The sequence below is a fragment of the Candidatus Cryptobacteroides sp. genome (genome assembly GCF_056207615.1).
Genome location: NZ_JBAEER010000058.1, coordinates 1 through 23,570, shown reverse-complemented (window position 1 = coordinate 23,570; position 23,570 = coordinate 1). Strand labels below are relative to the sequence as shown.

The following is a 23,570-nucleotide window of genomic DNA, read 5'->3' as shown; positions in this document are numbered from 1 at the left end:
AATATTTCAAACATCTGCATGTTAGACGCAGCCTCATGCCGGTTTATTACATGTTCAAAGCAAAAAAACATACGAATGTAAGCCATTCTTTGCTAAATTTGTCAACATGTTCGAAGATTTCAGGATAAAAGTGTTTCTATCAGCAGCGAACGAAGGCAGTTTCACTGCCGCCGCCCGCAAGCTTGGCATTTCACAGCCAGCGGTCAGCCAGAACATATCCGAGATCGAGAAAGCCTACGACGTAAAGCTGTTCGAAAGAAAGCGAGGATCTGTCGAGCTCACAGCCCAAGGTCAGGTCTTTAATGCCTATGCCCAGAACATAGTTGCAAGCTATCAGGAGCTCGAAGCCATATTCAGCAGTTTCGACGAGATAAGTTCTCTCAAGCTCATACGCATTGCCGTCGATCAGGACCTACTCCCGGAAATCACCACCAAACTTCTCCCTTACATATACAGCATACTGCCGAAGACCGCTGTAGCAATCATGCTCACTCCTGTAGAAGGTGCCGACATGACGGTTTCGAGAAACGGCAAGGACATCTCTGCTACTCCATCGGCATCATTCCTTGAACATCCTATCTGGCCGCTTATCCGCGCTCAGTTCAGTAAATTCTAGCGGATCAGCAGCATCGCCACCACGCCCACTGCGACAGCGAGCACGCAATTTATAAGTTTTGCAATGACGAAACTCCTCTTGCTCTCCGCAAGAAGAGGGAGACCGGCATGTCCATCCTGAGCGATACAGCTTGCAAGTAGCACGGGCAGAGGAAGGATACCTGACGCATAGAGCGTGACGAAGACAAGATGCGGTCCGGATTCAGGTATGATACCCACGACTGCCGCCAGAAGTATCATCAGCAAGGTATTGCTGACTATCCAGTCCTCTATATCGAGGAAAGTCAGCACGAGACTGAGAGCAAAGAGCACCCCGAATGTCCATGCGAATATGGTAGGAAGATGCTTTACTATGATATGCCTCCAGAGATGTTCCTCCACGAAATGGTCTGAAGCAAAGATGAGCACGCCAAGGACCAGCACGCCAAGGAAGGCGAAGAGAACGTTCATCCAGTCCTCGCTCAGCAGGTTGATTCCGCCGGTCGTCGCGACTTCCGCAATTTCCGACTCATGTTCGTGCTCCAACAGCCCGAGTCCCAGCGCCGCGAGAAAGAGTCCCACACCGACGAACATCAACGCACGCTTCCACGTAAGGTGACGTCCATGATGATGCTCATGTTCGCACTCCGCCTCGTGGTGATGGTCATGCTCATGTTCGCAGCAATCTGCATCATGTACGGTAAATTCCTCGCCGCAGTGGGTCTGGAGAGGCTTTTTATAGAATCGGTCAACAATGATTCCGGCAAGCACTGCAATGCCGAAGGTCAGCACAAGTATCCATATCGCATCCTTCGGTATCATAGCCAGCATCACGAACGACTCATCTCCGGCAGTTGCAATCATCATCGCCACCAGGGCACCGAAGGACATAAGTCCATGAGTGTAGAGAGAGACCACTGCGAATCCACCCATGCAGCCGGGCATCGAACCAAGAAGGGCCGCACAGAGCACCTGCCCCACACGACTCTTCCTCAGGCCGCCGAACAGGCCGCCACGCGATTCTATGTTGAGTGATTCGATCATCATCATCATCACGACCACCAGGCCGGAGATGAGGATCGCATTCAGAAGTGAATCAAAGAATAATCCTGCCACAGAAATCATTTATTCTATCATTCCGGTAAGGAACAGGGTCACGAGTGGCCTGTTCGGTGAGTTCGTTATGAGAGTAAGGATCACGAGAGCCTCACCCTTAGGATAACCGGTAGTATCGAGAGTACATTTCCATGTAGCCTTGCCGCCGGCAGCTACGACAGGGAACGCGCCATTGCTTACGCCCTTGGTGTCAGAGTCCACCTTATATACCTTGAATTCGCTCTTACCTTTATTATTGACGGTGAAGCTTGCCTCAATCTTCTTTCCCGCTTTCACCGTACCGAAGTTATAAGTGCTGGAATCGAACATAGGACGAGAAGCATTATCCTTCTCGGCTTTGGTCATGCCGGAGAAGTTCTCCTTGGTCACCGCCCATATTGAGAGCCTCTTCTGAGCCTTGCCCGCAACTACAGGAGTCGCATAGTACCTGTTCTTGCCCCATTTGCTGCGATTTGCCTTCACACTATACTGAAGCCTTGCAGTCGCACCAGGTGGAATAGGATTCGGGCTGACCTTGATTGAAAGATCAGGATCCACATCCTTGAAATCTACCTTGAGGTCAGTCTTGCCGATATTAGCGACGAGCATTTCCTCATACATGGTCCCGCCCTGTTCGAGGTTGCCGCACTTGATTTCCGTCTCCTTGAGGGCGAAATTTCCAAGATGGACAGGATAAGCCTTCTCAAGCGTCTCCTTCTTCTGTACAGACACGCCCCTGAGTCTGAGGATCACAGGCTTGTTCATGCCTGAAAAGTAAGCTGTGAGGGTCTTGTCGAAAGGATAAGGGCCTTCATCGTTACTGTAGGTCGCGCTGATAGTACCGCACTTTCCCGGAGCGAGAGGTTCCTTGGTCCAATCCACGTCGGTACATCCGCATGAGCTCACCACGCTAAGGATTGCAAGAGGCTTGTTGCTGATGTTCGTAACAGTAAAGCTACAGCTGACAGCTCCGTCAACGAGCTGGACCTCGCCGAAATTATGTACGGTCTCGTTGAAAGACACGATGTCACCAAAGGTATTCTGGGCTCCTGCGAATGAGGATATGAACAGGAACGCCGCTGTAAGTATTGTTGAGATACGTTTCATGGCTGCAAAGATACTTCTTTTGATGTTTGTAAATTCAAATAAAACGCATAAATTTGTCTCGCTATCCTAAGTATTACAAAAAGGAAGCCGAAAGAAAATTAACCACAATAAAACAATAAAGAATTATGGCTTACAAGATTTCAGATGACTGCGTAGCATGTGGAACATGTGCAGGCGAGTGCCCTCAGGGTGCAATCAAGGAAGGTGACATCTATTGCATCGACGCTGATGCATGCGTAGACTGCGGTACTTGCGCAAGCGTTTGCCCAATGGGCGCAATTTCTCCAGCAGAATAATCCAGAGCGGAAGAAATAACAGGAGACCGGTTGAGATTTCAATCGGTCTCTTTTTTTGTTACATTTGCGGAAAACAGACAGCTATGACACTTGACGAAAGATACATGCGCGAAGCGCTCGCTGAGGCTATGGCCGCAGCAGAGGAGGACGAGGTGCCCATCGGCGCCGTACTCGTATGCCATGGGCCAGGAACCAGGGAAGAAGGCGAGGTCATAGCAAGGGGACACAACATGACGGAGTGCCTCCATGACCCTACCGCCCACGCCGAGATGCTCGCCATCACCGCCGCGACAAGCGCACTCGGAGGAAAGTATCTCACCGACTGCACCCTCTATGTCACCGTGGAGCCATGCCCCATGTGCGCCGGCGCGATAGCATGGTGTCAGGTCGGAAGGGTCGTATACGGAGCATCGGACCCCAAGCGCGGCTACACGCGTTTCTCCCCTTCTCTGATGCACCCTAAAACAGAAGTCGCCAGCGGTGTTCTCGCTGACGAATGTTCTGCTATAGTCACGGAGTTCTTCAGAGCAAAGAGATAGTAAAAACCTTATAATCAGCATAATAGCATACGGACGGCTCCCTCTTCCGGGGGAGCCGTCCGTATATGATATTATTGACAGTCAGTCGATTATACGAAGAGAAGCTGTACTATCACGTACACTGGGAGGAGTACGATGAGGGAGAACTTCAGGATGTAACCGAAGAAGTCCGGCATCTTCACTCCGCTCTGCTCGGCGATGGACTTGACCATGAAGTTAGGACCGTTGCCGATGTAGGTCATCGCACCGAAGAATACAGCGCCGACAGAGATTGCCTCGAGGATGGACTCTGAGATGCCTGCCACGACGTCAGTACCCTCCGCAATAGGAAGACCTGAAGCCACCGTATGGAAGGCTACGGCTGTAGGAGCATTGTCGAGGAACGAGCTGAGCACACCTGTGCAGTAGAGGAACTGCCATGGCTGGTCGAGACCGAGAGACGCGGCATTTGCATTGAGGTAGATCAGTGCTGGGGTCATGGTGGTGAAGATACCCACGAAGAGGATTGCGACCTCGAGGATAGGCTCCCATGAGAACTTGTTGAGCTCACGTACTTCCTTCTTCGTAGTGTGGAGAGAGAGGAGAATGATCGCAATGAGCGCATATTCCCTGAGGAACTTGATGTAGATAGGGCAATCGTGCTCACCCATGACAGGAATGAAGCCCTCGTTGAGGAAGATCACAGACGCCACGATGAGCATGATGTAGATGAAGTTGATTCCACCGCTCATGGTGATAGGAGTAGTCTCCGCGTTATCCTTTGCGATTGCATGGATAGGCTCCTTCTTATACTGGAGGGTATCGACGATGTTGTAGAGCACGAGGAGGATCACGCCTGCGGTAGCCCACTGAGGCACGAGGCTTGAGAACCAGGTGAATGGTGCGCCCCTGAGGTAGAGAAGGAAGAGAGGTGGATCTCCGAGCGGGGTAAGGATACCACCGCAGTTGGCGACGAGCGCAATGAAGAAGAGCACCGTGTGGACCTTCCTTGTCCTCTGCTGGTTGATCTCGAGAAGGGGACGGATAAGGAGCATTGCAGCTCCGGTAGTACCGATGATGGATGCGAGAAGGAATCCTACGCCGAGGATTACCGTATTCACCACTGGAGTAGCCGCGATATCACCACGGATGTTGATACCTCCGGTCACGACGAAAAGCGCGAGAAGCAGGATTATGAATGGTACATAGTCGAAGAGAATCTGATGAACGAGATTCTCACCGAGACCAATGCATACGAGCAGGATCGCGGTTGGAACGGCGATTGCAAGCGTCACATACAGCTTGTGGAGATTGCTTTCCCAGAACTTCTCTACAGTGAGAGGAGCCACTGCAATGACCAGGAGCATGATGATGAACGGGATGATCGTCCAGAATTGTACATCTGCCATAGTTGTCATTTTATATTACGGCCGCGAATTTAACAAACTTTTTCTTTCAACGAAAGTTTAACTATCTTTGTCAACGGAATTGAGATATGGTGTAAAGGTAGCACATGGGATTTTGGTTCCTCTAGTCCAGGTTCGAATCCTGGTATCTCAACAGCATTTTTCTTATGAAAGGAGTCTATATCTTTCTGGCTGACGGTTTCGAAGAAACCGAGGCTCTCGCACCTTATGACATGCTCGTAAGGGCAGGCGTACCGGTCAAGACAGTATGCCTCAACGATGACAACTTCGTCACCAGCTCACACAAGGTACCGATGCTCGCAGAACTCAACTTCAGCGAGTTCCTTCACGTCGTCGAGACTGAAGGCACCAGCGCCGAGGACATAATGATCTTCCCTGGCGGAATGCCTGGCTCAAGCAACCTCGCGGCAAACGAAGTGCTCATGAAGCTCATGAACGCTCATTATGCAGAGGGTGGCGCTGTGGCGGCGATCTGCGCGGCACCGGCACTTGTACTTGCATCGAAAATGAAGGAAGGCACGCTTGCCGGAAAGGAAATGACTTGCTATGCTGGAATGGAAGCACCTATCCCAGCTGCAGGAGCCATTTATAGAAAGACGGGCGTCATCACCGACGGCAGAGTAATCACCGCCAGCGGTGCAGGACATGCGGTAGCATTCGGCCTCGAGATCGTGACCTACCTCAAGGACCGTCAGACAGCAGACAAGATCGCAGCTGCGATAATGCTCTAGCAAAGATCCAGGATGGAGAACAACGATTTCTCAAGGTTGGAGTTGAATCTCCCCAATTGCCGTGAAAACTACAGGTACTTCAGGTCGAAGCTTTTCCCTTCGACCAAGATGCTTGTGCTCGTGAAGGCAAATGCCTATGGCCACGGCGCATTGGAGTTCGCCAAGATGATGAGAGACGAAGGTGCCGACTACCTCGCAGTGGCACTCCCTATCGAGGGCGTGGAGCTGCGCAAGGGCGGCATCATGACACCTATACTTGTGCTCACATCCGGAACTGACTTCTTCAAAGAGATAATCGACTACCAGCTTGAGCCCGGAATTCCGAACCTCTACACCCTCAAGGCGCTCATCGATCTGCTCAGGGTGAGGAGAATCAAGAACTTCCCCATCCACATCAAGCTTGACACGGGCATGCACCGCCTTGGCTTCATGACAGAAGAGATAGGTGAACTGCTCGACTACCTCAAATATTGCCCTTACGTGCGAGTGAAGTCCATCTACACCCACCTTTCGGTCGCCGACGACCCTCAGGAGGATGAATACACTCTCGCACAGATAAGGATGTTCCAGGAGAACGCAGACAAAATCAGCGGAAGTCTCGGATACAAGCCGATGTACCACGTGCTCAACTCCGCCGGTATCGAGAGGTTCACCGAATATCAGTTCGACATGGTCAGGCTCGGCATCGGCATATACGGTGTCAGCGCCGTTCCGGGAGTCAAGCTCGCTCCGGTCGCGTCGTTCAAATGCAAGATTCTCCAGATAAAGCATCTCCAGCCTGGCCAGGGCAGCATAGGATACGGACGATGGGGCAAAATTTCTGAGGAAGGCACGACCATAGCCACCATCCCGGTGGGTTACGCTGACGGCCTCGACCGCCATCTCGGACGAGGAAACTGCTCTTTCTTGCTGAACGGCCATAGGGTTCCTACCATAGGAAACATCTGCATGGACATGTGCATGCTTGACATTACCGGCGTCCACGCCGAGGTCGGAGACACCGTCACAATCTTCGGAAAGGACCCGAGCGTAAACGAACTCGCAGAAATCCTAGGAACCATACCTTACGAGATACTTACATCTGTTCCTCGAAGAATCGAGAGAGTGGTATTGAAGTAAAAAAATTGCGACCCCTTCCGAGGTCGCAATTTCTTCTTTGATGAGCCAGGGTCTTACTTGAGTGACGCAAGGATCATTGCAAGCTGATCAGGGCAAGAGGTACCGCGCTTTGCGCAAGGAGTGCCCTTGAGCCTAGAGATTACGTCTGAGACCTTCATACCCTTGATGAGAGAGCAAAGGCCGACAGCATTACCTGGGCAACCGCCAGTGAACTTGCAGCTTACGATGGTCTTGCTCTTGGTATCGATTTCGATGTCAACCTGCTTTGAGCAAACCTTTGCTGAAGGAGTCGCAACAACGGTGCGGATACCGTTCTTGGTCTCGTCCTTGGTTACCTTGTAATCGTTCACCGCGCCCTGAGGTACTGCGAGGCTGTATTCTGCAGACTCACTGGCGAGGAGGGTCTTAGGTGCAACAGCAACGGCTGCAGCGGCGATACCTGACTTAATGAGGAAATCTCTTCTTTCCATAGGGATATAATCGTTAAAAAATTAAAACAATGTTGGGTGGTTGTCCTCAAGTTCCGAAATTATCTTCTCCATCACTATCTCCCTGAGTAGAGAAGACTTCGAACGGACCTTGAACTTGTCACAGTACGCAGAGATGGCAGCGAGCTCGCTGTCGTTGAAATAGAGGACCTGACGGTTCTTGCGAACAAGTGCCGCCTTCTGCTTGCGGAGATACTCGGGATCAACCGCGACGCCTGTCTTCTTTTTCTTTGCCATTGTCTACCTGTAAAAACACAGCCGACAAATATACAAAAAAGAAGCCAAGCTAATCAAGCTTGGCTCCATTTTCATCATAAAATTCATTCTGCAGGACTGTGAAGTCAGTGACTTCCACGATCTTTAGTCCGCATTTGTACTTCTTCTTCCACTTTGCATAGATGGAATTGAACAATCCCTTCTTCAGGTAAGCACCGAGTATCGGACTAACCTTTAGAGTGAGAGACCTGTCTGCGTTTTCTGACACAAGTCCAGAGAGCTTGCGCTCGATGGTCTCGTCGATCACGACGCTCGAAGAAATCTTACCTGTTCCGTTACATACCGGACACACTTCCTGGGTGTTGATCTCGGTCGCCGGACGCACCCTCTGTCGGGTGATCTGCATAAGACCGAACTTGGTAAGAGGCAGCACGTTGTGCTTTGCCCTGTCGGTCGCCATGAGCTCCTGCATGTACTTGAAGAGGTTATTCCTGTGCTCGTTCGTCTCCATATCGATGAAATCGACGATCACGATACCTCCCATGTCTCGCAGCCTCATCTGGCGTGCAATCTCTTCTGCAGCGTAACAGTTGACGTCGTAGGTGTTCTGTTCCTGCTCCTTGTTCTTCGAGCGGGTACCGCTGTTCACGTCAACTACGTGCAATGCTTCCGTGTGCTCGATCACAAGATATGCCCCCTGTTTGATAGGCACCACCTTTCCGAAGGAACTCTTGATCTGTCTGGTGACCTCGAAATGGTCAAAGATCGGAGTCTTTTCCTTGTAGAGCTTCACTATCTTCTCCTGTTCAGGGGAGATGAGTGAAACGTACTTGCGCACCTCCTCGTATGTGTTCTCATCGTTCACATAGATGTTGCTGAATGAGTCGTTCAGCAGGTCGCGAAGTACGACAGTGGCTTTGCTGTACTCAGTAAAGAGCAGCTGGACTGCCTTGGATCTCGCGAGCTTACGCCATGAATCTTCCCACTTCTTGACCAAAGAGAGGAGCTCCGCATCGAGGATCTCCGAGCTCTTGCCCTCCGCAGCAGTGCGGATGATGGCACCATAGTTTCGTGGAAGAATGTTCTTGACTAGCAGCTCAAGTCTTCTCTTCTCCTCCTTCGAGGAGATCTTCTGGGATACGCTCACCTTGTTTGCGAAAGGGAGCAGTACAATATTGCGTCCTGCCAATGAAATTTCCGCAGTCAGTCTCGAACCTTTAGTCGAAATCGGTTCCTTGACGATCTGTACGAGTATCATCTGACCTACGCTGAGGACGTTTTCGATCTTGCCCTCCTTTGGCAGAGGTGACTCCAACTTGATGTGGGAGTACATGCCCTTGTGGTCAGTGTTGGGATTGATACGCTTCACGAACTCGTCGTAAGCATTGAAATACAGTCCCAGGTCGAGATAATGTACAAATGCCTCCTTTTCGTCTCCGATATCGACAAAGGCAGCGTTCAGGGATGGAAGCAGTTTCTTGACCTTTCCGAGATATACATCTCCGAGGCAGAATCTGTGTCCCTGGCTGGACTCCTTGTTGAGCTCGATCAGGCGATGGTTCTCCATCAGCGCAATCGACACTTCGGTTGACTCTACGTCAACGATCAGATCTTTTACTGATTCAGACTCCATAGGAACTATTTGGCAAAACAAAAGGCCGACCAAAACCAGGCCAGCCTTTCAACTTAGCAATCTGCTAAAATGGCAGACACTGCAAGATTACTTTCTCTTCTTGTGTCTATTCTTACGAAGGCGCTTCTTACGCTTGTGCGTAGCCATTTTATGCCTTTTGTGCTTTTTTCCGTTTGGCATAATATTAAGGTTTTAAAAATGTTTTCTTACTTCTTGATCTCTGCCACGAAAGTCTTCGCTGGCTTGAAAGCTGGGATGTCATGCTCAGGAATGGTGATGGTGGTATTCCTGGTGATGTTGCGAGCTGCCTTCTCTGCTCTGTGCTTGATGATGAAGCTACCGAAACCACGGAGGTAAACTGGCTCTCCCTCTGCAAGCGATCCCTTGACTGTCTCCATGAATGACTCTACGACAGTCTGAACTGTGATCTTCTCAATACCGGTAGCCGCTGCTACCGCGCTGACAATATCTGCTTTAGTCATAATTCCTTATATATTTTTCTAATGTTTTGTCAATAAAGGGTATAACCCTGCAAAAGTACGCCAAAGTTTTTGAAATGCAAAATAAATAATTAAAAATCAGTCTATATTTGGAATGGCACGGAGATTGACCTTATATAATTATCGCAGGTCTTCCAGGGGAAGGTCTGCCATTTTGTCAGTAAACCTAGAATTATGAGAGATTTCAATGAGATATTTGCCCAGCCAGGCGCAGAAGTGAGCATCATTCCGGTGATGCAGGGGGAAGGATTACCTAAGGTGGACGTTTCGGAACTGCCAGACTCTCTGCCAATCCTGGCACTGAGGAACGCAGTCCTGTTCCCTGGCAGCATTTACCCTATTACCATAGGCAGGGAAAAGTCGCTCAGGCTCATCGAGGATGCGGAGAAGCACAACCTCTTCCTCGGAGCCGTGCCACAGAACGACCTGTCAGTAGAGGATCCGAAGATCGGAGACCTCTTCACCCACGGCACCGTCGCCAGAGTCATGAAGACCCTCGAGATGCCTGACGGAACTGTCACTGCCATACTCCAGGGCATCAGACGTTTCCAACTCGAGCAGATCGTCGAGTACGAGCCATACATGCTCGGCCGCGTCAGCTACCTCGACGACACGATGGAAGGAGCAGACCCTACCAAGATAAAGGTCATATCCGATTCACTCAAGGACAAGGCCCTCACCATCATGAAGATGGGAGCCTTCGCACCTAAGGAGACCCAGGCCGCGCTCAGGAGCATTGACGATTTCGAGTTCCTCGTGAACTTCATCGCCACCACCATCGAGGTGGAGAACTACATGGACAAGGTCGAGCTTCTCGGCTTTGACAACATCCCGGCAAGGGCCATGAGGCTCCTGCGCTGCCTCGACACCCAGATCGAGCTCCTCAAGATCAAGCAGGACATCAACGCAAAGGTCAAGACCGAGATCGACCAGCAGCAGAGGGAATACTACCTCAACAACCAGCTCAAGACCATCCAGGAAGAGCTCGGAATGGACGAGATGGAGGACTTCGACCGCTTCCGCGCAAGAGCCGAGGAGAAGCTCTGGTCACCTGCCGTACAGGAAATCTTCGAGAAGGAGATGGCCAAGCTCGAGAGATACAACCCAAGCTCTCCGGACTACAGCATCCAGTACAACTACATACAGTTCATGCTCGACCTCCCATGGGGACAGATTTCCGAGGACAACCTCGACCTCAAGAACGCCCAGAAGGTCCTCGACGAGGATCACTTCGGCCTCGAGAAAGTCAAGGAGAGAATCATCGAGTACCTTGCCGTACTCAAGCTCAAGGGTGACATGAAATCCCCTATCCTCTGCCTCTATGGCCCTCCGGGCGTCGGCAAGACCAGCCTCGGCAAGAGCATTGCGCGTGCGCTCGGCAGAAAGTATGTCAGGATCGCACTCGGCGGAACCCATGACGAATCGGAGATCCGTGGACACAGGAAGACCTACGTAGGTGCACTCCCTGGCCGCATCCTCAACGGTATCAACCGTGCAGGAACCTCCAACCCCGTCATCGTTCTCGACGAGATCGACAAGATCAGCAGCGACTTCAAGGGCGATCCTTCATCTGCTCTTCTCGAAGCCCTCGACCCTGAGCAGAACACCGCGTTCCATGACAACTACCTCGACATCGACTACGACCTGTCGAACGTGCTCTTCATCACCACTGCGAACACAACTTCGACCATCCAGCCTGCTCTCAAGGACAGGATGGAGATGATCAACGTGAGTGGCTACCTCGCTGAGGAGAAGGTGGAGATCGCGAAGAGCTACCTCATCCCTAAGCAGATAAAGGAGCATGGACTCGACAAGAGCCAGCTCAAGATAGACAAGACCACCCTCAACGAGATCGTAGACAAGTACACCCACGAGTCCGGAGTACGTGGCCTCGAGAAGCAGATCGCGAAGATTGCACGCGTGACCGCAAAGAAGATCGCCCTCGAGGAGGAGCATCCAGTAAGCATCAAGAAGGAGCACCTCAAGGAATATCTTGGCCTGCCTACCAACTCCCATGACCTCCAGAAGGGCAACGAGGCCCCTGGTGTCGTCACCGGCCTCGCATGGACAGAGATGGGAGGAGAGATTCTCTTCGTGGAGAGCAGCGTAAGCAAAGGCAAGGGCGCCCTCACCATGACCGGAAACCTCGGCGACGTGATGAAGGAGTCAGCGACCATCGCGTACCAATATATAAAGGCACATCCTGAGATGACCGGCCTCTCTTACGAGGACTTCTCGGCGAAGGACATCCATGTCCATGTTCCGGAAGGTGCGGTTCCAAAGGACGGACCGTCTGCCGGAATAACCATGGTGAGCTCGATGGTATCTGCCTTCAGGGGCGAGAAGATCAAGAGCGGTATCGCGATGACCGGCGAGATGACACTCCGCGGAAGGGTTCTTCCAGTGGGCGGCATCAAGGAGAAGATCCTCGCAGCGAAACGCTCCGGAGTCCACACCATCGTAATCTCCGAGGAGAACCGCAAGGACGTCGAGGACATCCAGGAAATCTACGTAAAGGGCCTTGACTTCCACTATGTGAAGAACATAGACGACGTCATCTCCTTCATTTTCTAACAATGAGACCTGCCGGTACTGGTAGTAAAGAAATTTGTGCCACCCTCGGCAACATAAGAGGGAGGGAATTTCGCGAAGCGAAAGGAAGGGGTCCTGCAGAGCAGGACAATTTCACTTACTACCAGTACCGGCAGGAGTAAAAACATCAAATGAACGTTAAGATCGAAAGCAGCTGGAAGGCAGCGCTGGCAGAAGAATTCGAAAAGCCGTACTTCGAGAATCTAGTAAGGTTCCTGCACGCCGAGAAGGGTGCAGGCAAGACAATCTACCCTCCAGGAAGCCAGATTTTCCGCGCCTTCGACCTCACTCCGCTCAGCCAGGTCAAGGTAGTGATCCTCGGACAGGATCCTTACCACAACCCCGGCCAGGCTATGGGCCTATCCTTTTCCGTTCCTGACGGAGTACCGGCTCCCCCATCCCTGAAGAACATCTTCAAGGAAATCGAGACCGACCTGGGCATACGCATGAGCGGACGTCCTAACCTGGAGAACTGGGCTAAGCAGGGAGTCCTGATGCTCAACGCCATACTCACGGTCGAAGCCAACAAAGCTGCTTCTCACAGCAGAATAGGGTGGGAAGAGTTCACGGATGCGGTGATCAGATATCTATCCGACAACACGGAAGGCACAGTATTCATGCTCTGGGGCAATTTTGCGAGGACGAAAGCCGCGCTGATAGATTCAAGCAGACACCATGTCCTCACCGCAGCACATCCGTCACCGCTCGCCAGAGGCGCGTTCTTCGGGTGCCGCCACTTCTCGAAAGCGAACGAGATGCTCACTGCCGAAGGCAAGACTCCTATTGATTGGCAATTGTAAAGTACTTTCTCGTCACGATGCCCCTGAAGTCGTAAGCAATCAGGAAAGGTGACGCAGAAAGGTCGAAAGACTCGACAAGATCAGGGTTGGCATCGATAGCCGACTGCATGTTGACCAGGAATATCCTGGTCTTCTTGTTTTTGGCGAGGTAGCCCTCAACGGCAGCCTTCTCGGCAGCGCAGTCCTTGCAACCATCTACATAGAAAAGAATGATATTCTCCTGCGCACGGAAGTTCCTGATCTTGCGGGTGCAAGTACGTCCATCCTTGTGCCAACGGCTGCGAAGCTCTCCCTTGAGAGTGACATCCGGAACCCTCTCACCTATCGCCGCCTTCTGCGCGAGACTCTGCAGGAACTCTGCGAGTGTCACAATCTTGAGAGCATCGTCATCGCTTCTCCAGATGTCCTTACGAGAAAGGATCTTCGAATTCGTGAAGTCAAGGATGGCATTCTTGATACCTTCGTCCCTACGGTTGGTCACATAATAGAGCAGGTCTCCCATCATCTGACGGTACATGGTCGTATCGCTTCTCTCGCCGAGAGTACGATTCTCGATATGGTCGGCAACGACCATGAAATCCTCCGCGGTGAGTTCATCATATACAGAGAACACCGTATCATAGAACTCCATCGAATCATCATGACCATACTCGAGCTCCGGAGCGATATACCTGTCTGAGAGCATACGATCCAATGCCCCGGCATTGAGGTTTCGTCCGATGATGGTACCGTCCTCGTCGATGAGGAAGAGAAGAGGAGTCTTGATGACGCCGTATTTCATCTGGTAATCGAAGGTGAGGTCATCGTCATGCACCTCAAACACTCTCGTACGATTAAGCTCAGGAAGCTTGAAGGTATACTTTGCCCACTTTTCCCTATCGTTGGTGGTACATACAAGATACACGTCCACCGGATAAGCGTCCTTCTCCAATATCGGACGAAGCAGAGTGCTCTCCACGCTACATTTCGGACAGTCCGTATCAAAGAAATATACCACTGAGCCCCTTCCGTTGCGGCCCGGCTCGATCACGACACGGCTACCTTCCCTGTCGTATAGCTCGAGAGACGGTGCCTGCTTCCCGATGAGTGACATGCGGTTGAACTCGGCAAAGATCTGCGCAGTGAGATAGTCAGTGTCGCTGGCCATCTTCATTCCCCCCTTCGCGAACCACTCGTCGAAAATATGCACCGCGACATTCTCCGAGCCCATGACCTTGGAATCATGGAAACGGCGGTAAAGATCGTTAGCTATGTATTCGCGCAAGACCGGATCCTCGCAGCTGCCGATGATATAGTCGACCTCGACGGCCTGCTCATCGAGAGGCTGTGCATGGATGGCCTCGACATACTCATCGAGCTTCGAGCCCAGAGCGGCCATCTTCAGGCTGTCGACCTGAGCGAACGCCTCGACAGCAGAGAAAAGGATCAGGAGAGTTGCGAACAGTCTTCTCATAGCTCTACACCTTCTGGAAGGAACATTGAAGCGTCCCCGTTATGCTTGATGATGTCCCTGACCGCGGTGCTGGAGATATGTGCGAACTCCTGCGCGGTCGGGATGATGATGGTCTCTACCTCCGGAGCGAGCCTGCGGTTCGCATCTGCGATCGCACGCTCGTTCTCGAAGTCTATCATATTTCTCACGCCACGGACGATGTGCCTGATTCCGAGTTCACGGCAGGTGTCGATGGTGAGATTATCGTATGCGATGGCACGGACATTCTCCATGCCAGCCGTAGCCTGACTGATGATCTCGAGTTTCTTCTCATTGGTGAAGAAGCCTCTCTTATCCTGGTTCACACCGACTGCGACCACGACTTCGTCGAACATGGTCAAGGCCCTCTTCAGGATATTGAGATGACCTGCGGTAAACGGATCAAATGATCCTGGGAACAAAGCGGTATTTTTCATTCCTCGAATTCTTTCATGTTACTTGCGTATGCACGCCACTTCTCGATCAGGGCCTGCATATCGGCAGGAAGCTCCGAATCGAACACTATGTGCTGATGCGTGTGAGGGTGGTCGAAACCGAGCAGTTTCGCATGCAGAGCCTGGCGCGGCAGGAGCTTGAAGCAGTTCTCGATGAACTGACGATACTTCGCGTATATTGTACCCTTGCGTATCTCGGCGCCGTCGTAGCGTTCGTCATTGAAGAGCGGGTGGCCGATATAGTTGAAATGCACACGTATCTGGTGGGTACGTCCGGTCTCGAGACGACACTCCACCACGGTCACGAAGCCGAAGCGCTCAAGCACCTTGTAATGGGTCACGGCATGCTTGCCGTAGTCGCCATCAGGGAACACCTTGAATCTCATCCTGTCGTTAGGATCTCTACCGATGTTGCCGGTGATAGTACCTTCATCATCCTTGAGATTGCCCCATACGATTGCAACGTAGCGACGGTCAATGCTGTGTACGAAGAACTGCTTTGCGAGATTGAGCTGTGATTCCTCATTCTTCGCGACGACGAGAAGTCCCGAGGTATCCTTGTCGATACGATGAACGAGCACGCCCATCCTCTCGTCCTCAGCATCAGGACCCTGTGATATGCCAAGATGGAAAGCCAGAGCGTTCACGAGAGTGCCGCTGAAATGTCCATGGCCAGGGTGGACGACCATTCCCGCAGGCTTGTTTATGACGAGCACGTCGTCATCCTCATAGACCACGTTGAGAGGGATGTTTTCCGGAAGAATCTCCAATCCCCTCCTCTGATATGGCATGACGAAGGTCACCACATCGCCCGGGCGGATGATGCAGTTCGCCTTTGCGATCTTGTCGTTAACGCGTATGTATTCGGACTTGATTGCGAGTTGTATCCTGTGGCGGGAGGTGTATTCCATGTGGGTCGCAAGATATTTGTCAACCCTCATAGGCTCCTGACCAGAGGCTATGTCGAAGCGATAATGCTCGAACATCTCCTGCTGTTCGTCCTCGTAGGCAACCTCGTCACCTACTGCAGCCGAATCGAAGCCGTCGAGTGCCTCGTCGTCGTATTCCAGGAATCTGTTGTCTGCCATGCCTATCTCTTAGGGATCCTTTCTGGGTTCACGGTAAGGTAGAGCGTCATCTCGCTGCCCATGAGGGTAGGAGTATCGCTGGTCTCCGGAGACTGTCTGTAGACAACTGCGTCGAGTGTATCAGCATAGTTGAGAACGCTGTCGTCATATACCATCCTCTTCACGTTGAGAGAGTAGTCATGGACGACGTCCACTGCAGGAGTAGACTTTAGTCCTATCACCTTAGGGACGCTGGTAGTATTGTCGTTGCTGCTGAGGCCGACCACGAGATCCACTGCTGTCTCGCTATCTATCTGTGTTCCAGGACGCACGTCCCTTCCACGGATCTGCTGCTTCAGGACATTGTTGGTTGCCATGTCGTTCACATAGATGAGATTGCCGAGACGAAGGCCACGGGAAAGAATCTCAGCCTTGGCCTGACGCATAGAGCAGCCGACGACATTGGGCATCGTCACCTTCTTCGCATTCACGGCATTGATCACAAGCAGCACTCTACGGCCTTCCTTCACTGCGGAACCGGCAGTAGGATCCTGTCTGTAGACAGCGCCCTTCGCCATTCTCCTCACGAAAACCGAATCTGCGACCTCCACTCTCACGCCAGAGCTCGCTGCGAGAGCCTGAGCCTCTGCGACCTGCATATTGGTGAAATCAGGAACGGTAAGTACCTGATCATGCTTGGTGATGAACTTTAGCGAAACGATCGCAAGAAAGAGCATCACGGCGACAAGGGCTGCCGCTGCGAGGAGATTCCTGACGATCCAGTTAGTAACTATATCCTTTACGCCCATATTTCTTCCTAGAGTTTTATAAAGCTAATAATTCCACGTCCCAACGAGTAGAGTCCGAATCCTACGACGGCTATACCTGCAAGTCTGTTGATCCAGAGTATGGCCTTGAGGTTGACTGCCTTCCTGAGCCTGCTGAACACACCAGAGAAGGTAAACCAATAGGACGCAGAGCCTCCTGCGATGGCGAGGAGCACGAATATGACCTTGTAGCCGTCCTCCGCAGACACATCGATGCCAAAGGCAGAGACCATCGCGAACATGATCAGGACCGCCGCAGGATTCGAGAAGCCCATAGCCGCCGACTTCATGAAGTCCTTCGCAGACACATGATCTATCAACTGCTGGGTCTTGTCAAGTTTCTTGAACGGATTCGACATGCCCATCGATATACCGATGCCGATCAGGATGGCCCCTCCGCATAGCTGAATCAGAGTGGTATGGCTATCCATCAGCTGTTCTGCGACACCGAGAAAGAAAACAGACACCAATGCCCAGGTCGTATCCACGACAGTCGCGCCGAGTCCCGTAACGAAACCCGACTTCCTTCCCTTGCTGAAGGTGTTCTGGATAGACAGGATCGCGATCGGTCCGAAAGGAACCGACACGCATATTCCCACCACAAAAGCCTTTGCTATGTCAATTACAGTCATTCGCGCACGCGTATAAATCGGACAAATTTACTATAAAAATTCGTATCTTCGCGCAAATACGTTTGCAAGATGGACAAGAAGTCGACTATATGGATATTGCTCGCCCTGACGGCGGTGCTCATGTCAGTTCCCTACCTCATCCCACACTGCGGATTCTTCGCACTTTTCGGCCTCGTACCGTTGCTGTGCGCCGAAAAGATAGCATCTGACAACAAGATGAAGTTCTTCTGGCTGCAGTACTACCTGTGCTTCACAGTATGGAACTTCATCACCACCTTCTGGGTGTGCAACGCGACCATAGGAGGAGGCATCTTCGCAGCCACGGCGAACGCCCTGCAGATGGCGGTCGTATTCGGAGTCTTCCGCATCAGCAAGAAGCACTACAAGGGCGCACTCCCATACATCTTCCTCATGTGCGCATGGATGGCATGGGAAAGGTACTACTTCACCACAGCCCAGATCTCATGGCCATGGCTCGTATTCGGAAACGCGTTCGCACGCAGCATACGCAGCATCCAGTGGTATGAGTACACCGGCACGCTCGGAGGTTCGCTCTGGGTATGGGCGACCAACCTGTCCATCTTCGGCATGATGTCCGCACTCGCCGACGGCAGGTTCTTCGTGAAATGGAATCCGCTTGCAAAGATCGCATCCATCTCCGGCACCGTGGCAGCGTTCATCGCTCCTTTCATCTGGTCGGCCGTGATATGGAACCGCTACGAGGAGAAGGAGAATCCGCTCGAGTTCCTCATCGTACAGCCGAACTTCGACCCATACACCAAGTTCGAGTCCATGACCCAGGCCGGTCAGAATCAGGTACTGATCGACATGGTCGACGAGGCCCTATCCGGAGAAGCTGAGAGTTCCGAGCCGCTCGTAATCCTGGCTCCGGAGACCTTCACAAGCGACATCATCACCAACGACATAACCACCAGCAAGAGCTGGCAGAGCTACCTCTCCATGCTCCAGGACCACAGGAACGCCAACTTCCTCTTCGGGGCGTCAAGCTGGGAGTACATCGAGTCAAGGTATGCACCTTCATACACAGCACGCAAGACCGGCACTGACGGTCTCTGGTATGAGTCCCACAACTCGGCCCTGATGATGAACTGCACAGGCGAGACATCCATCTTCCACAAGAGCAAGCTCGTGGTCGGAACTGAGCTCATGCCTTACCCTAAGTTCTTCAGCAAGGTCGACAAGAAACTCGGCGGAGTGATGGCGCACTGCATTGGTCAGCCTGAGATCTCGTTGCTGAACTATCACTCAGAGGACGGCCAAAAGGAGATCCCTCTCGGCTGCGCAATATGCTATGAGTCCGTATACGGAGAGTACTGCACAGGCTACGTGCACAAGGGAGCACAGGCACTCGCAGTGATCACGAACGACGCATGGTGGGGCAACACACCGGGCTACAAGCAGCACTGCAGCTTCTCCAGCCTCCGCGCGATCGAGACCCGAAGGAGCATAGCAAGATGTGCGAATACGGGTATTTCCTGCTTCATCGACCAGAAGGGTCGTATCATAGAGAAAAGCAACTGGTGGGAACGTCAGACCCTGCGCGGAAGTATCAACCTGAACGACCAGTATACCTGGTTCGTGATCCACGGCGACATCATCGGCCGCATCAGCACCTTCCTCTTCCTCCTCCTTTTCCTTTCTCTCGGAGTGAGGTTCATCACAAGGCGATAAGGGTCAGCGTACGAAATCCGCGAACGCAGATTCGTCGAGGGTATTGTAGGAATATTCCTTCACCAGCTTTCCATCCTCGAAAAGACAGACCAGCGGAAGCACTCCGTCGGTCATAGGAATCATGTCCTCATAGCCTATCTTGTGGCTGTCGAGGGGCAGTTCAGAGATTCCCGCCTGCTCATAGAAATAAGGGATCGCGCGATCCATCGTACCCGGATCGTCGTAGAGGTCCATGAATACGACATGGATGCTGGAAAGGTCGAGATCAGCATGCCTCTCAAGGATAGTGTTCACCTTCGCAGCACAGTGCTGGCAATGCTCGCAGAGAGGGCTGAAGAAAAGCACGATATGATTGCCCTCCGAATATCCATATTCATCGGAATATGCGCTCCACTGCTCTTCAGAGAGATACTGACTATGTGAGGCCCATCGATGGTAGAAGCTTGGAGGACAGACAGCGAACACGACCGTGAAGGACGCTGCGGTAAGTATGCATGCAGTAATGATTCTACATGCACGAATTCGGAATTTAGGGAACCACGAGCACATAAGCTGCGCCAGATCGCGTTCCGGGGCTTCCCTGCCCAGATAGAGAAGGACAGCGAGCACGGCATTCTTTATCAGAGACTGCCATGGGTTCATGTCCAGGACGTCTCCGAAGCAATGGCATGAGCCGCTGTCGCCCAGGAGCGTCCTCCACGCCAGGAAGAGCGAAAAGACGCCCAGCATGGCTGCACAGAGCCAGTTCATGGTCCTGCGCCATATTCCGCTGATCAGTCCGAGACCGAGAAGCAGCTCGCCCGCGACAAGTACCCTGGCCGCCAGGGAACAAAGGTCAAAACTGAACAGTTGAAAGGAGAATACATACAATTCGAAGCTCTCCATGAAGAAGAGCTTCGATATTGCAGAAGCGCAGAACACTGCGCCCAGAAGTATTCTCAAAAAGTACCTCAAATTACTCCGAAACTGTCTTGCAAGTTACCTTGGTCTTGCCAAGTTCTCCGAGATCATGTGTACCTGCCTTTTCAAGATCTGAGCATTTCTTGCCCTCAGAGAGCTTGGTTGTAGATACCACAGAAGTTATCTCCTCACCCTTACTATTGAAGGTCTTGGTGGTGCACTTGCAAGCATCACCTGTGCATGAGCAGAAGAAAAGTGCTGCAGATGCGAGAATTACAATTACCTTTTTCATTTCTTGCTACTTAATTAGTTAGTTATGCATTAAAGATGAATACATACTGCCCTATGTTGCAAGAAATCGGCCAAAATGCTTTGCACTTTGGCCGATATACTAAACGTTTGGTCGCTTTCCTTAGAATGGACGTCCACCGCCCATTGGCATTCCGCCGCCCATACCACGGCCACCGCCCATAGGCATTCCGCCGCCCATGCCACGGCCACCGCCGAAACCACCACGGCCACCGCCGAAACCTCCACGACCACCACGGCCACCGAAGGTACCGAAACGCCAGGTGAAGGTAAGCATCACATAACGTCCGAGAGTGTTGCTGCGTGACTCCTGATGATAGTTGGATGAGTCAGTGACTGTAAGGGTCCTTGACATTCCGAGGATATCATAAGCGAGGAGAGTGAGGGTTGCCTGCCTGTTGAAGAGGGTATGAGAAATCTGTGCGTTCCAGATCCACTCATCAGGCTGCTTGGTAGTGTAGCCTACGTACCAGTTATAGTTGAGGTTGGTCTGGAGACCGAAACCTGACATGGTGTTCCACTGGAACGATGCGGTTGCGCTGTTTCTCCACTGAGCTGCCTGCTGCTTCTGCATCTCCTTAGAGTACCAAGGCTTGCTTACGTTGGTAGTAGCGCCAAGGTTAGCCTCGATGTAGTCGTTCCTATAAGTGAACTGGAGACGCTCCATAACGTTGAGTGATGTGGTGGTATTGTCCACGAAGTACTCGAGGATATCCTCCTTTGCATCCTTGGCGAAGAAATCGTTATAGAACTCTGAGTACTTGAAGTCTGCAGTCTGAGCATTATAGTATCTGTCAAGGAGAGCCTGAGTCTTGTCTGCCCTGCCGACATAAGACTTGGAAGCGCTGTACGATACATTTGTCATGTTGTTGATCGAGAAGTTAGACTTCGCGATAGGAGTATACAAGAACATACCGAGGCTTGCAGAACCGGTGAGCTTACCGTTGAGAGGCATAGAGTAGTTGATACCCTTGCTGTCGGTCCAGGTCGCATTCGAGATGCCGTTCTGGTTCATGCTGGCGTTACCGAAAGCATTGATAGAAGAGAAGGTTGACCTGTTGGTGTAACCAAACCTACCATTGAGGTTATGCGAGAACGAAGAGGTAAGGTAAGGGTTACCGAAGCTTACCGAACGAGGGTTGCTATTGTCAGGGACTGGGAGCAACTGGCTGGTAGAAGGCTGGCTCGAACGACCGTTATAGTTGATGAAGAAGTTCGAGTTGTCATTGAACTCATACTCGATTCGTGCACGTGGAGACCAGTTGTGGTCAACCTTGTGATATGGATCCCTTCCGGTCGTGGTGTTGTCAGTGATGGTAGGCTGATAAGCACCTCCGATCTGGAGACGGAGAGCTTCCTTCTGGTACTGGAGGAGGAGACCTGCACGGTGAGTCTGGGTCTGGTTTACAATGTCGTTAGAGTATACAGCGTTGAAGTGGCTGTCATACCATGACCTGTCTGACATATATCTGTTCACGTCTGCGAGGAAGCTTGCACCTGCATCGATGAGGTCCCTGCGGATCTCTTCCATGTCAGAGAGCTCTGCATTGTGCTCGATATCGAAGGTATTCTTGTTACTGAGAGACTTGCTCCAGTTATACTGGTAGCTTGTCTCGAGGTAGAGACCCGTAGCGAGTGGCTCAGTATAGGTTGCCTCAGAACGAACGCTAGAGCTATTGCTCTTGTTCTGGTAGTACTGGTTGGTAACCGCATTCATGAACTGTGCATCGACAGGATTCTGAGTCTGGTTGAGGGACTGGTTGAGACCGTCGCTGTTGTTCTGGCTGAACGAGTAACGGGCGCTCACGGTCATCGTACGACCTGGCTTGCCAAGCCTCTGACGGAGGAGGAAGCGGCCGCTGGTAGACCAGCTGTTGTTCTTGCTGTCACCGAGAGTGAAACCCTGATTGAGGAAGTTGGCATTTTCAAAGAGAGTTCCTGTCTCAGCCATCCTGGTGATGTCGTTGGTATTCGAGCTCTGGTTGCCATAGTTGAAGCTGAACTGAGGCTCGAAGAGGATAGAAGTGTTCTTGGTGATATCGTAGTCGATGCGGAGACCGATACGATGACCCTGGTTGAGGTTTGTCCTAGAACCTACTGTCTTCGAGTAGTTTGTCATTCCGTTGGTCTGGTATGACTCCCTGTAGTTGTCGCTCTCGAGGTAGTTGGTAGAACCGTTATATACATAGTCTCCTGCGAACTCCATGTCGTCGTCGAGGAAGTTGTAGGCACCGTTGAGACCGGCCATCCAGCTGGTGGTGATTCCGCTGCCGCTCAGGCCGAGGCCACCGCCACCGCCCATGCCGGCGCCACCCATCATGCCGCCACCCATCATGCCGCCGCCCATCATGCCGCCACCGCCGCCGAAGCCCTGACGGTTAGCATTGTTGGCATTGAGGATGAGAGCAATCTGACCTTTGTCCTTGAAGTTACCGACCATTGAGTTGAGGCTGAAACGCGCGTGATCCCAACCGGCATCACCTGCCTCTCCATCCTTGGTGGTCTTACCCTTTGCGGTAAGAGCCTCTGCGGTCATGTCATATCCTCCGCCGGCAGTGAGATTACCGAACCAACCGTTCATCATACCTGGCTTCACGGTAAGGTCGATGATATTCTCCTCCTCGCCGTCGTCGATGCCGGTGAAAATTGCCTGGTCAGACTTCTTCTCTACGACCTTCACCTTCTCGATGAGCTTTGCAGGAAGGTTCTGGGTAGCAAGCTGAGGGTCATCGAGGAAGAAAGTCTTACCGTCGATGGTGATCTTGTCAATATTCTTACCGTTTGCCTTCACGGAGCCATCGGAACCCACCTCGATGCCAGGAAGCTTCTTGAGGAGGTCGATGAGCATGTCGCTATCGGTAGTACGGAACATGGTGGCATTGTACTCGACCGTATCTTTCTTCACGACGATAGGGTTACCTACCGCCGATACGCTTGCAGCGTCAAGAACTTCGGTATCTATCTCCATCTGCACATTGCCGAGGTCGAGGGTACGTCCCTCTGCCTTGACATCCTGTGAGAACGACTTGTAGCCGAGGAGCTCTGCCTTGACGGTATAGTTACCCTTCTTCACGCCATCGATCGTCGCTGCTCCCTTCTCG

The 23,570-nt window shown here is 52.0% G+C and carries 23 protein-coding genes and 1 tRNA gene; 9 read left to right on the top strand and 15 right to left on the bottom strand.

What is annotated here, in order from left to right:
• Nucleotides 1-106: 106 nt before the first annotated feature.
• Nucleotides 107-616, top strand: coding sequence for a LysR family transcriptional regulator (locus tag AC06ND_RS03725; protein WP_475677649.1), 510 nt, complete (start codon nucleotides 107-109; stop codon nucleotides 614-616).
• On the opposite strand, the gene AC06ND_RS03720 is transcribed toward AC06ND_RS03725, so the two are convergent.
• Nucleotides 613-1,710, bottom strand: coding sequence for a putative manganese transporter (locus AC06ND_RS03720; RefSeq protein ID WP_475677648.1), 1,098 nt, complete (start codon nucleotides 1,708-1,710; stop codon nucleotides 613-615). The genes AC06ND_RS03725 and AC06ND_RS03720 overlap by 4 nt on opposite strands.
• A gap of 9 nt (nucleotides 1,711-1,719) precedes the next feature.
• Nucleotides 1,720-2,796 carry a DUF1573 domain-containing protein gene (locus AC06ND_RS03715; RefSeq protein ID WP_475677647.1) on the bottom strand — a complete coding sequence of 359 codons (1,077 nt, stop codon included), beginning with the start codon at nucleotides 2,794-2,796 and terminating at the stop codon, nucleotides 1,720-1,722.
• A 125-nt stretch (nucleotides 2,797-2,921) separates the two neighbouring features.
• Here AC06ND_RS03715 and AC06ND_RS03710 point away from each other — a divergent pair, with 125 nt between their 5' ends.
• Together AC06ND_RS03710 and AC06ND_RS03705 are read left to right on the top strand one after the other, a co-directional pair.
• Nucleotides 2,922-3,092, top strand: coding sequence for a DUF362 domain-containing protein (locus tag AC06ND_RS03710; RefSeq protein WP_475677646.1), 171 nt, complete (start codon nucleotides 2,922-2,924; stop codon nucleotides 3,090-3,092).
• A gap of 83 nt (nucleotides 3,093-3,175) precedes the next feature.
• Nucleotides 3,176-3,631: a nucleoside deaminase gene (locus AC06ND_RS03705; RefSeq protein ID WP_475677645.1), complete on the top strand. Its 456-nt coding sequence runs from the start codon at nucleotides 3,176-3,178 to the stop codon at nucleotides 3,629-3,631.
• Between the two features lie 89 nt (nucleotides 3,632-3,720).
• Here AC06ND_RS03705 and AC06ND_RS03700 read toward each other — a convergent pair whose 3' ends face one another.
• Complete coding sequence (locus AC06ND_RS03700; RefSeq protein WP_475677644.1) at nucleotides 3,721-5,019, bottom strand: sodium:proton antiporter; 1,299 nt, start codon at nucleotides 5,017-5,019, stop codon at nucleotides 3,721-3,723.
• Between the two features lie 80 nt (nucleotides 5,020-5,099).
• On the opposite strand from AC06ND_RS03700, the gene AC06ND_RS03695 reads away from it, so the two are divergent.
• The 3 genes from AC06ND_RS03695 (at nucleotide 5,100) to alr (ending at nucleotide 6,887) form a co-directional block, all read left to right on the top strand.
• Nucleotides 5,100-5,170 (top strand) — tRNA-Gln (locus AC06ND_RS03695).
• Nucleotides 5,171-5,183: 13 nt separating this feature from the next.
• On the top strand, nucleotides 5,184-5,768 hold the full coding sequence (locus AC06ND_RS03690) for a DJ-1 family glyoxalase III (protein WP_475677643.1): 585 nt from the start codon (nucleotides 5,184-5,186) through the stop codon (nucleotides 5,766-5,768).
• Between the two features lie 12 nt (nucleotides 5,769-5,780).
• Nucleotides 5,781-6,887, top strand: coding sequence for an alanine racemase (alr, locus tag AC06ND_RS03685; protein WP_475677642.1), 1,107 nt, complete (start codon nucleotides 5,781-5,783; stop codon nucleotides 6,885-6,887).
• A 53-nt stretch (nucleotides 6,888-6,940) separates the two neighbouring features.
• On the opposite strand, the gene AC06ND_RS03680 is transcribed toward alr, so the two are convergent.
• From AC06ND_RS03680 to AC06ND_RS03665, 4 genes are all read right to left on the bottom strand, one after another.
• Nucleotides 6,941-7,357: a TIGR03905 family TSCPD domain-containing protein gene (locus AC06ND_RS03680; protein WP_475677641.1), complete on the bottom strand. Its 417-nt coding sequence runs from the start codon at nucleotides 7,355-7,357 to the stop codon at nucleotides 6,941-6,943.
• Nucleotides 7,358-7,378: 21 nt separating this feature from the next.
• The gene (locus AC06ND_RS03675) at nucleotides 7,379-7,612 is read right to left on the bottom strand and encodes a hypothetical protein (RefSeq protein WP_475677640.1); all 234 of its coding nucleotides are present in this window, start codon (nucleotides 7,610-7,612) and stop codon (nucleotides 7,379-7,381) included.
• A gap of 49 nt (nucleotides 7,613-7,661) precedes the next feature.
• Nucleotides 7,662-9,224, bottom strand: coding sequence for an Rne/Rng family ribonuclease (locus AC06ND_RS03670; protein WP_475677639.1), 1,563 nt, complete (start codon nucleotides 9,222-9,224; stop codon nucleotides 7,662-7,664).
• Between the two features lie 206 nt (nucleotides 9,225-9,430).
• Nucleotides 9,431-9,706, bottom strand: a complete 276-nt coding sequence (locus AC06ND_RS03665) for an HU family DNA-binding protein (RefSeq protein WP_475677638.1) — start codon at nucleotides 9,704-9,706, stop codon at nucleotides 9,431-9,433.
• 192 nt (nucleotides 9,707-9,898) lie between these two features.
• Between AC06ND_RS03665 and lon the strand changes: the two genes are divergently transcribed.
• Nucleotides 9,899-12,298 (top strand): endopeptidase La, encoded by a 2,400-nt coding sequence (gene lon, locus AC06ND_RS03660; protein ID WP_475677637.1) that lies wholly within the window; start codon nucleotides 9,899-9,901, stop codon nucleotides 12,296-12,298.
• Between the two features lie 149 nt (nucleotides 12,299-12,447).
• Complete coding sequence (gene ung / locus AC06ND_RS03655; RefSeq protein ID WP_475677636.1) at nucleotides 12,448-13,116, top strand: uracil-DNA glycosylase; 669 nt, start codon at nucleotides 12,448-12,450, stop codon at nucleotides 13,114-13,116.
• Here ung and AC06ND_RS03650 read toward each other — a convergent pair.
• Genes AC06ND_RS03650 through AC06ND_RS03630 form a run of 5 tightly spaced genes read right to left on the bottom strand, consistent with a single transcriptional unit; the run spans nucleotide 13,097 to nucleotide 17,568 of the window.
• A complete protein-coding gene (locus tag AC06ND_RS03650; protein ID WP_475677635.1) occupies nucleotides 13,097-14,569 on the bottom strand; it encodes a TlpA family protein disulfide reductase in 1,473 nt (490 codons plus the stop codon). The genes ung and AC06ND_RS03650 overlap by 20 nt on opposite strands.
• Nucleotides 14,566-15,024 (bottom strand): pantetheine-phosphate adenylyltransferase, encoded by a 459-nt coding sequence (coaD, locus tag AC06ND_RS03645; RefSeq protein WP_475677634.1) that lies wholly within the window; start codon nucleotides 15,022-15,024, stop codon nucleotides 14,566-14,568. Before coaD ends, AC06ND_RS03650 begins: the two co-directional genes overlap by 4 nt.
• A complete protein-coding gene (locus AC06ND_RS03640) occupies nucleotides 15,021-16,130 on the bottom strand; it encodes an RluA family pseudouridine synthase (protein WP_475677633.1) in 1,110 nt (369 codons plus the stop codon). The genes coaD and AC06ND_RS03640 overlap by 4 nt, the downstream gene beginning before the upstream one ends.
• 2 nt (nucleotides 16,131-16,132) lie before the next feature.
• The gene (locus AC06ND_RS03635) at nucleotides 16,133-16,918 is read right to left on the bottom strand and encodes a PASTA domain-containing protein (protein ID WP_475677632.1); all 786 of its coding nucleotides are present in this window, start codon (nucleotides 16,916-16,918) and stop codon (nucleotides 16,133-16,135) included.
• Nucleotides 16,919-16,926: 8 nt separating this feature from the next.
• A complete protein-coding gene (locus AC06ND_RS03630) occupies nucleotides 16,927-17,568 on the bottom strand; it encodes a LysE family translocator (RefSeq protein WP_475677631.1) in 642 nt (213 codons plus the stop codon).
• 69 nt (nucleotides 17,569-17,637) lie between these two features.
• On the opposite strand from AC06ND_RS03630, the gene lnt reads away from it, so the two are divergent.
• Complete coding sequence (gene lnt / locus AC06ND_RS03625; RefSeq protein ID WP_475677630.1) at nucleotides 17,638-19,260, top strand: apolipoprotein N-acyltransferase; 1,623 nt, start codon at nucleotides 17,638-17,640, stop codon at nucleotides 19,258-19,260.
• A gap of 3 nt (nucleotides 19,261-19,263) precedes the next feature.
• On the opposite strand, the gene AC06ND_RS03620 is transcribed toward lnt, so the two are convergent.
• The 3 genes from AC06ND_RS03620 to AC06ND_RS03610 all read right to left on the bottom strand — a co-directional run.
• On the bottom strand, nucleotides 19,264-20,202 hold the full coding sequence (locus AC06ND_RS03620) for a MauE/DoxX family redox-associated membrane protein (protein WP_475677629.1): 939 nt from the start codon (nucleotides 20,200-20,202) through the stop codon (nucleotides 19,264-19,266).
• Between the two features lie 13 nt (nucleotides 20,203-20,215).
• On the bottom strand, nucleotides 20,216-20,452 hold the full coding sequence (locus tag AC06ND_RS03615) for a hypothetical protein (protein ID WP_475677628.1): 237 nt from the start codon (nucleotides 20,450-20,452) through the stop codon (nucleotides 20,216-20,218).
• Between the two features lie 120 nt (nucleotides 20,453-20,572).
• The coding region (locus AC06ND_RS03610; RefSeq protein WP_475677627.1) for an outer membrane beta-barrel protein at nucleotides 20,573-23,570 on the bottom strand (2,998 nt) is incomplete at its 5' end.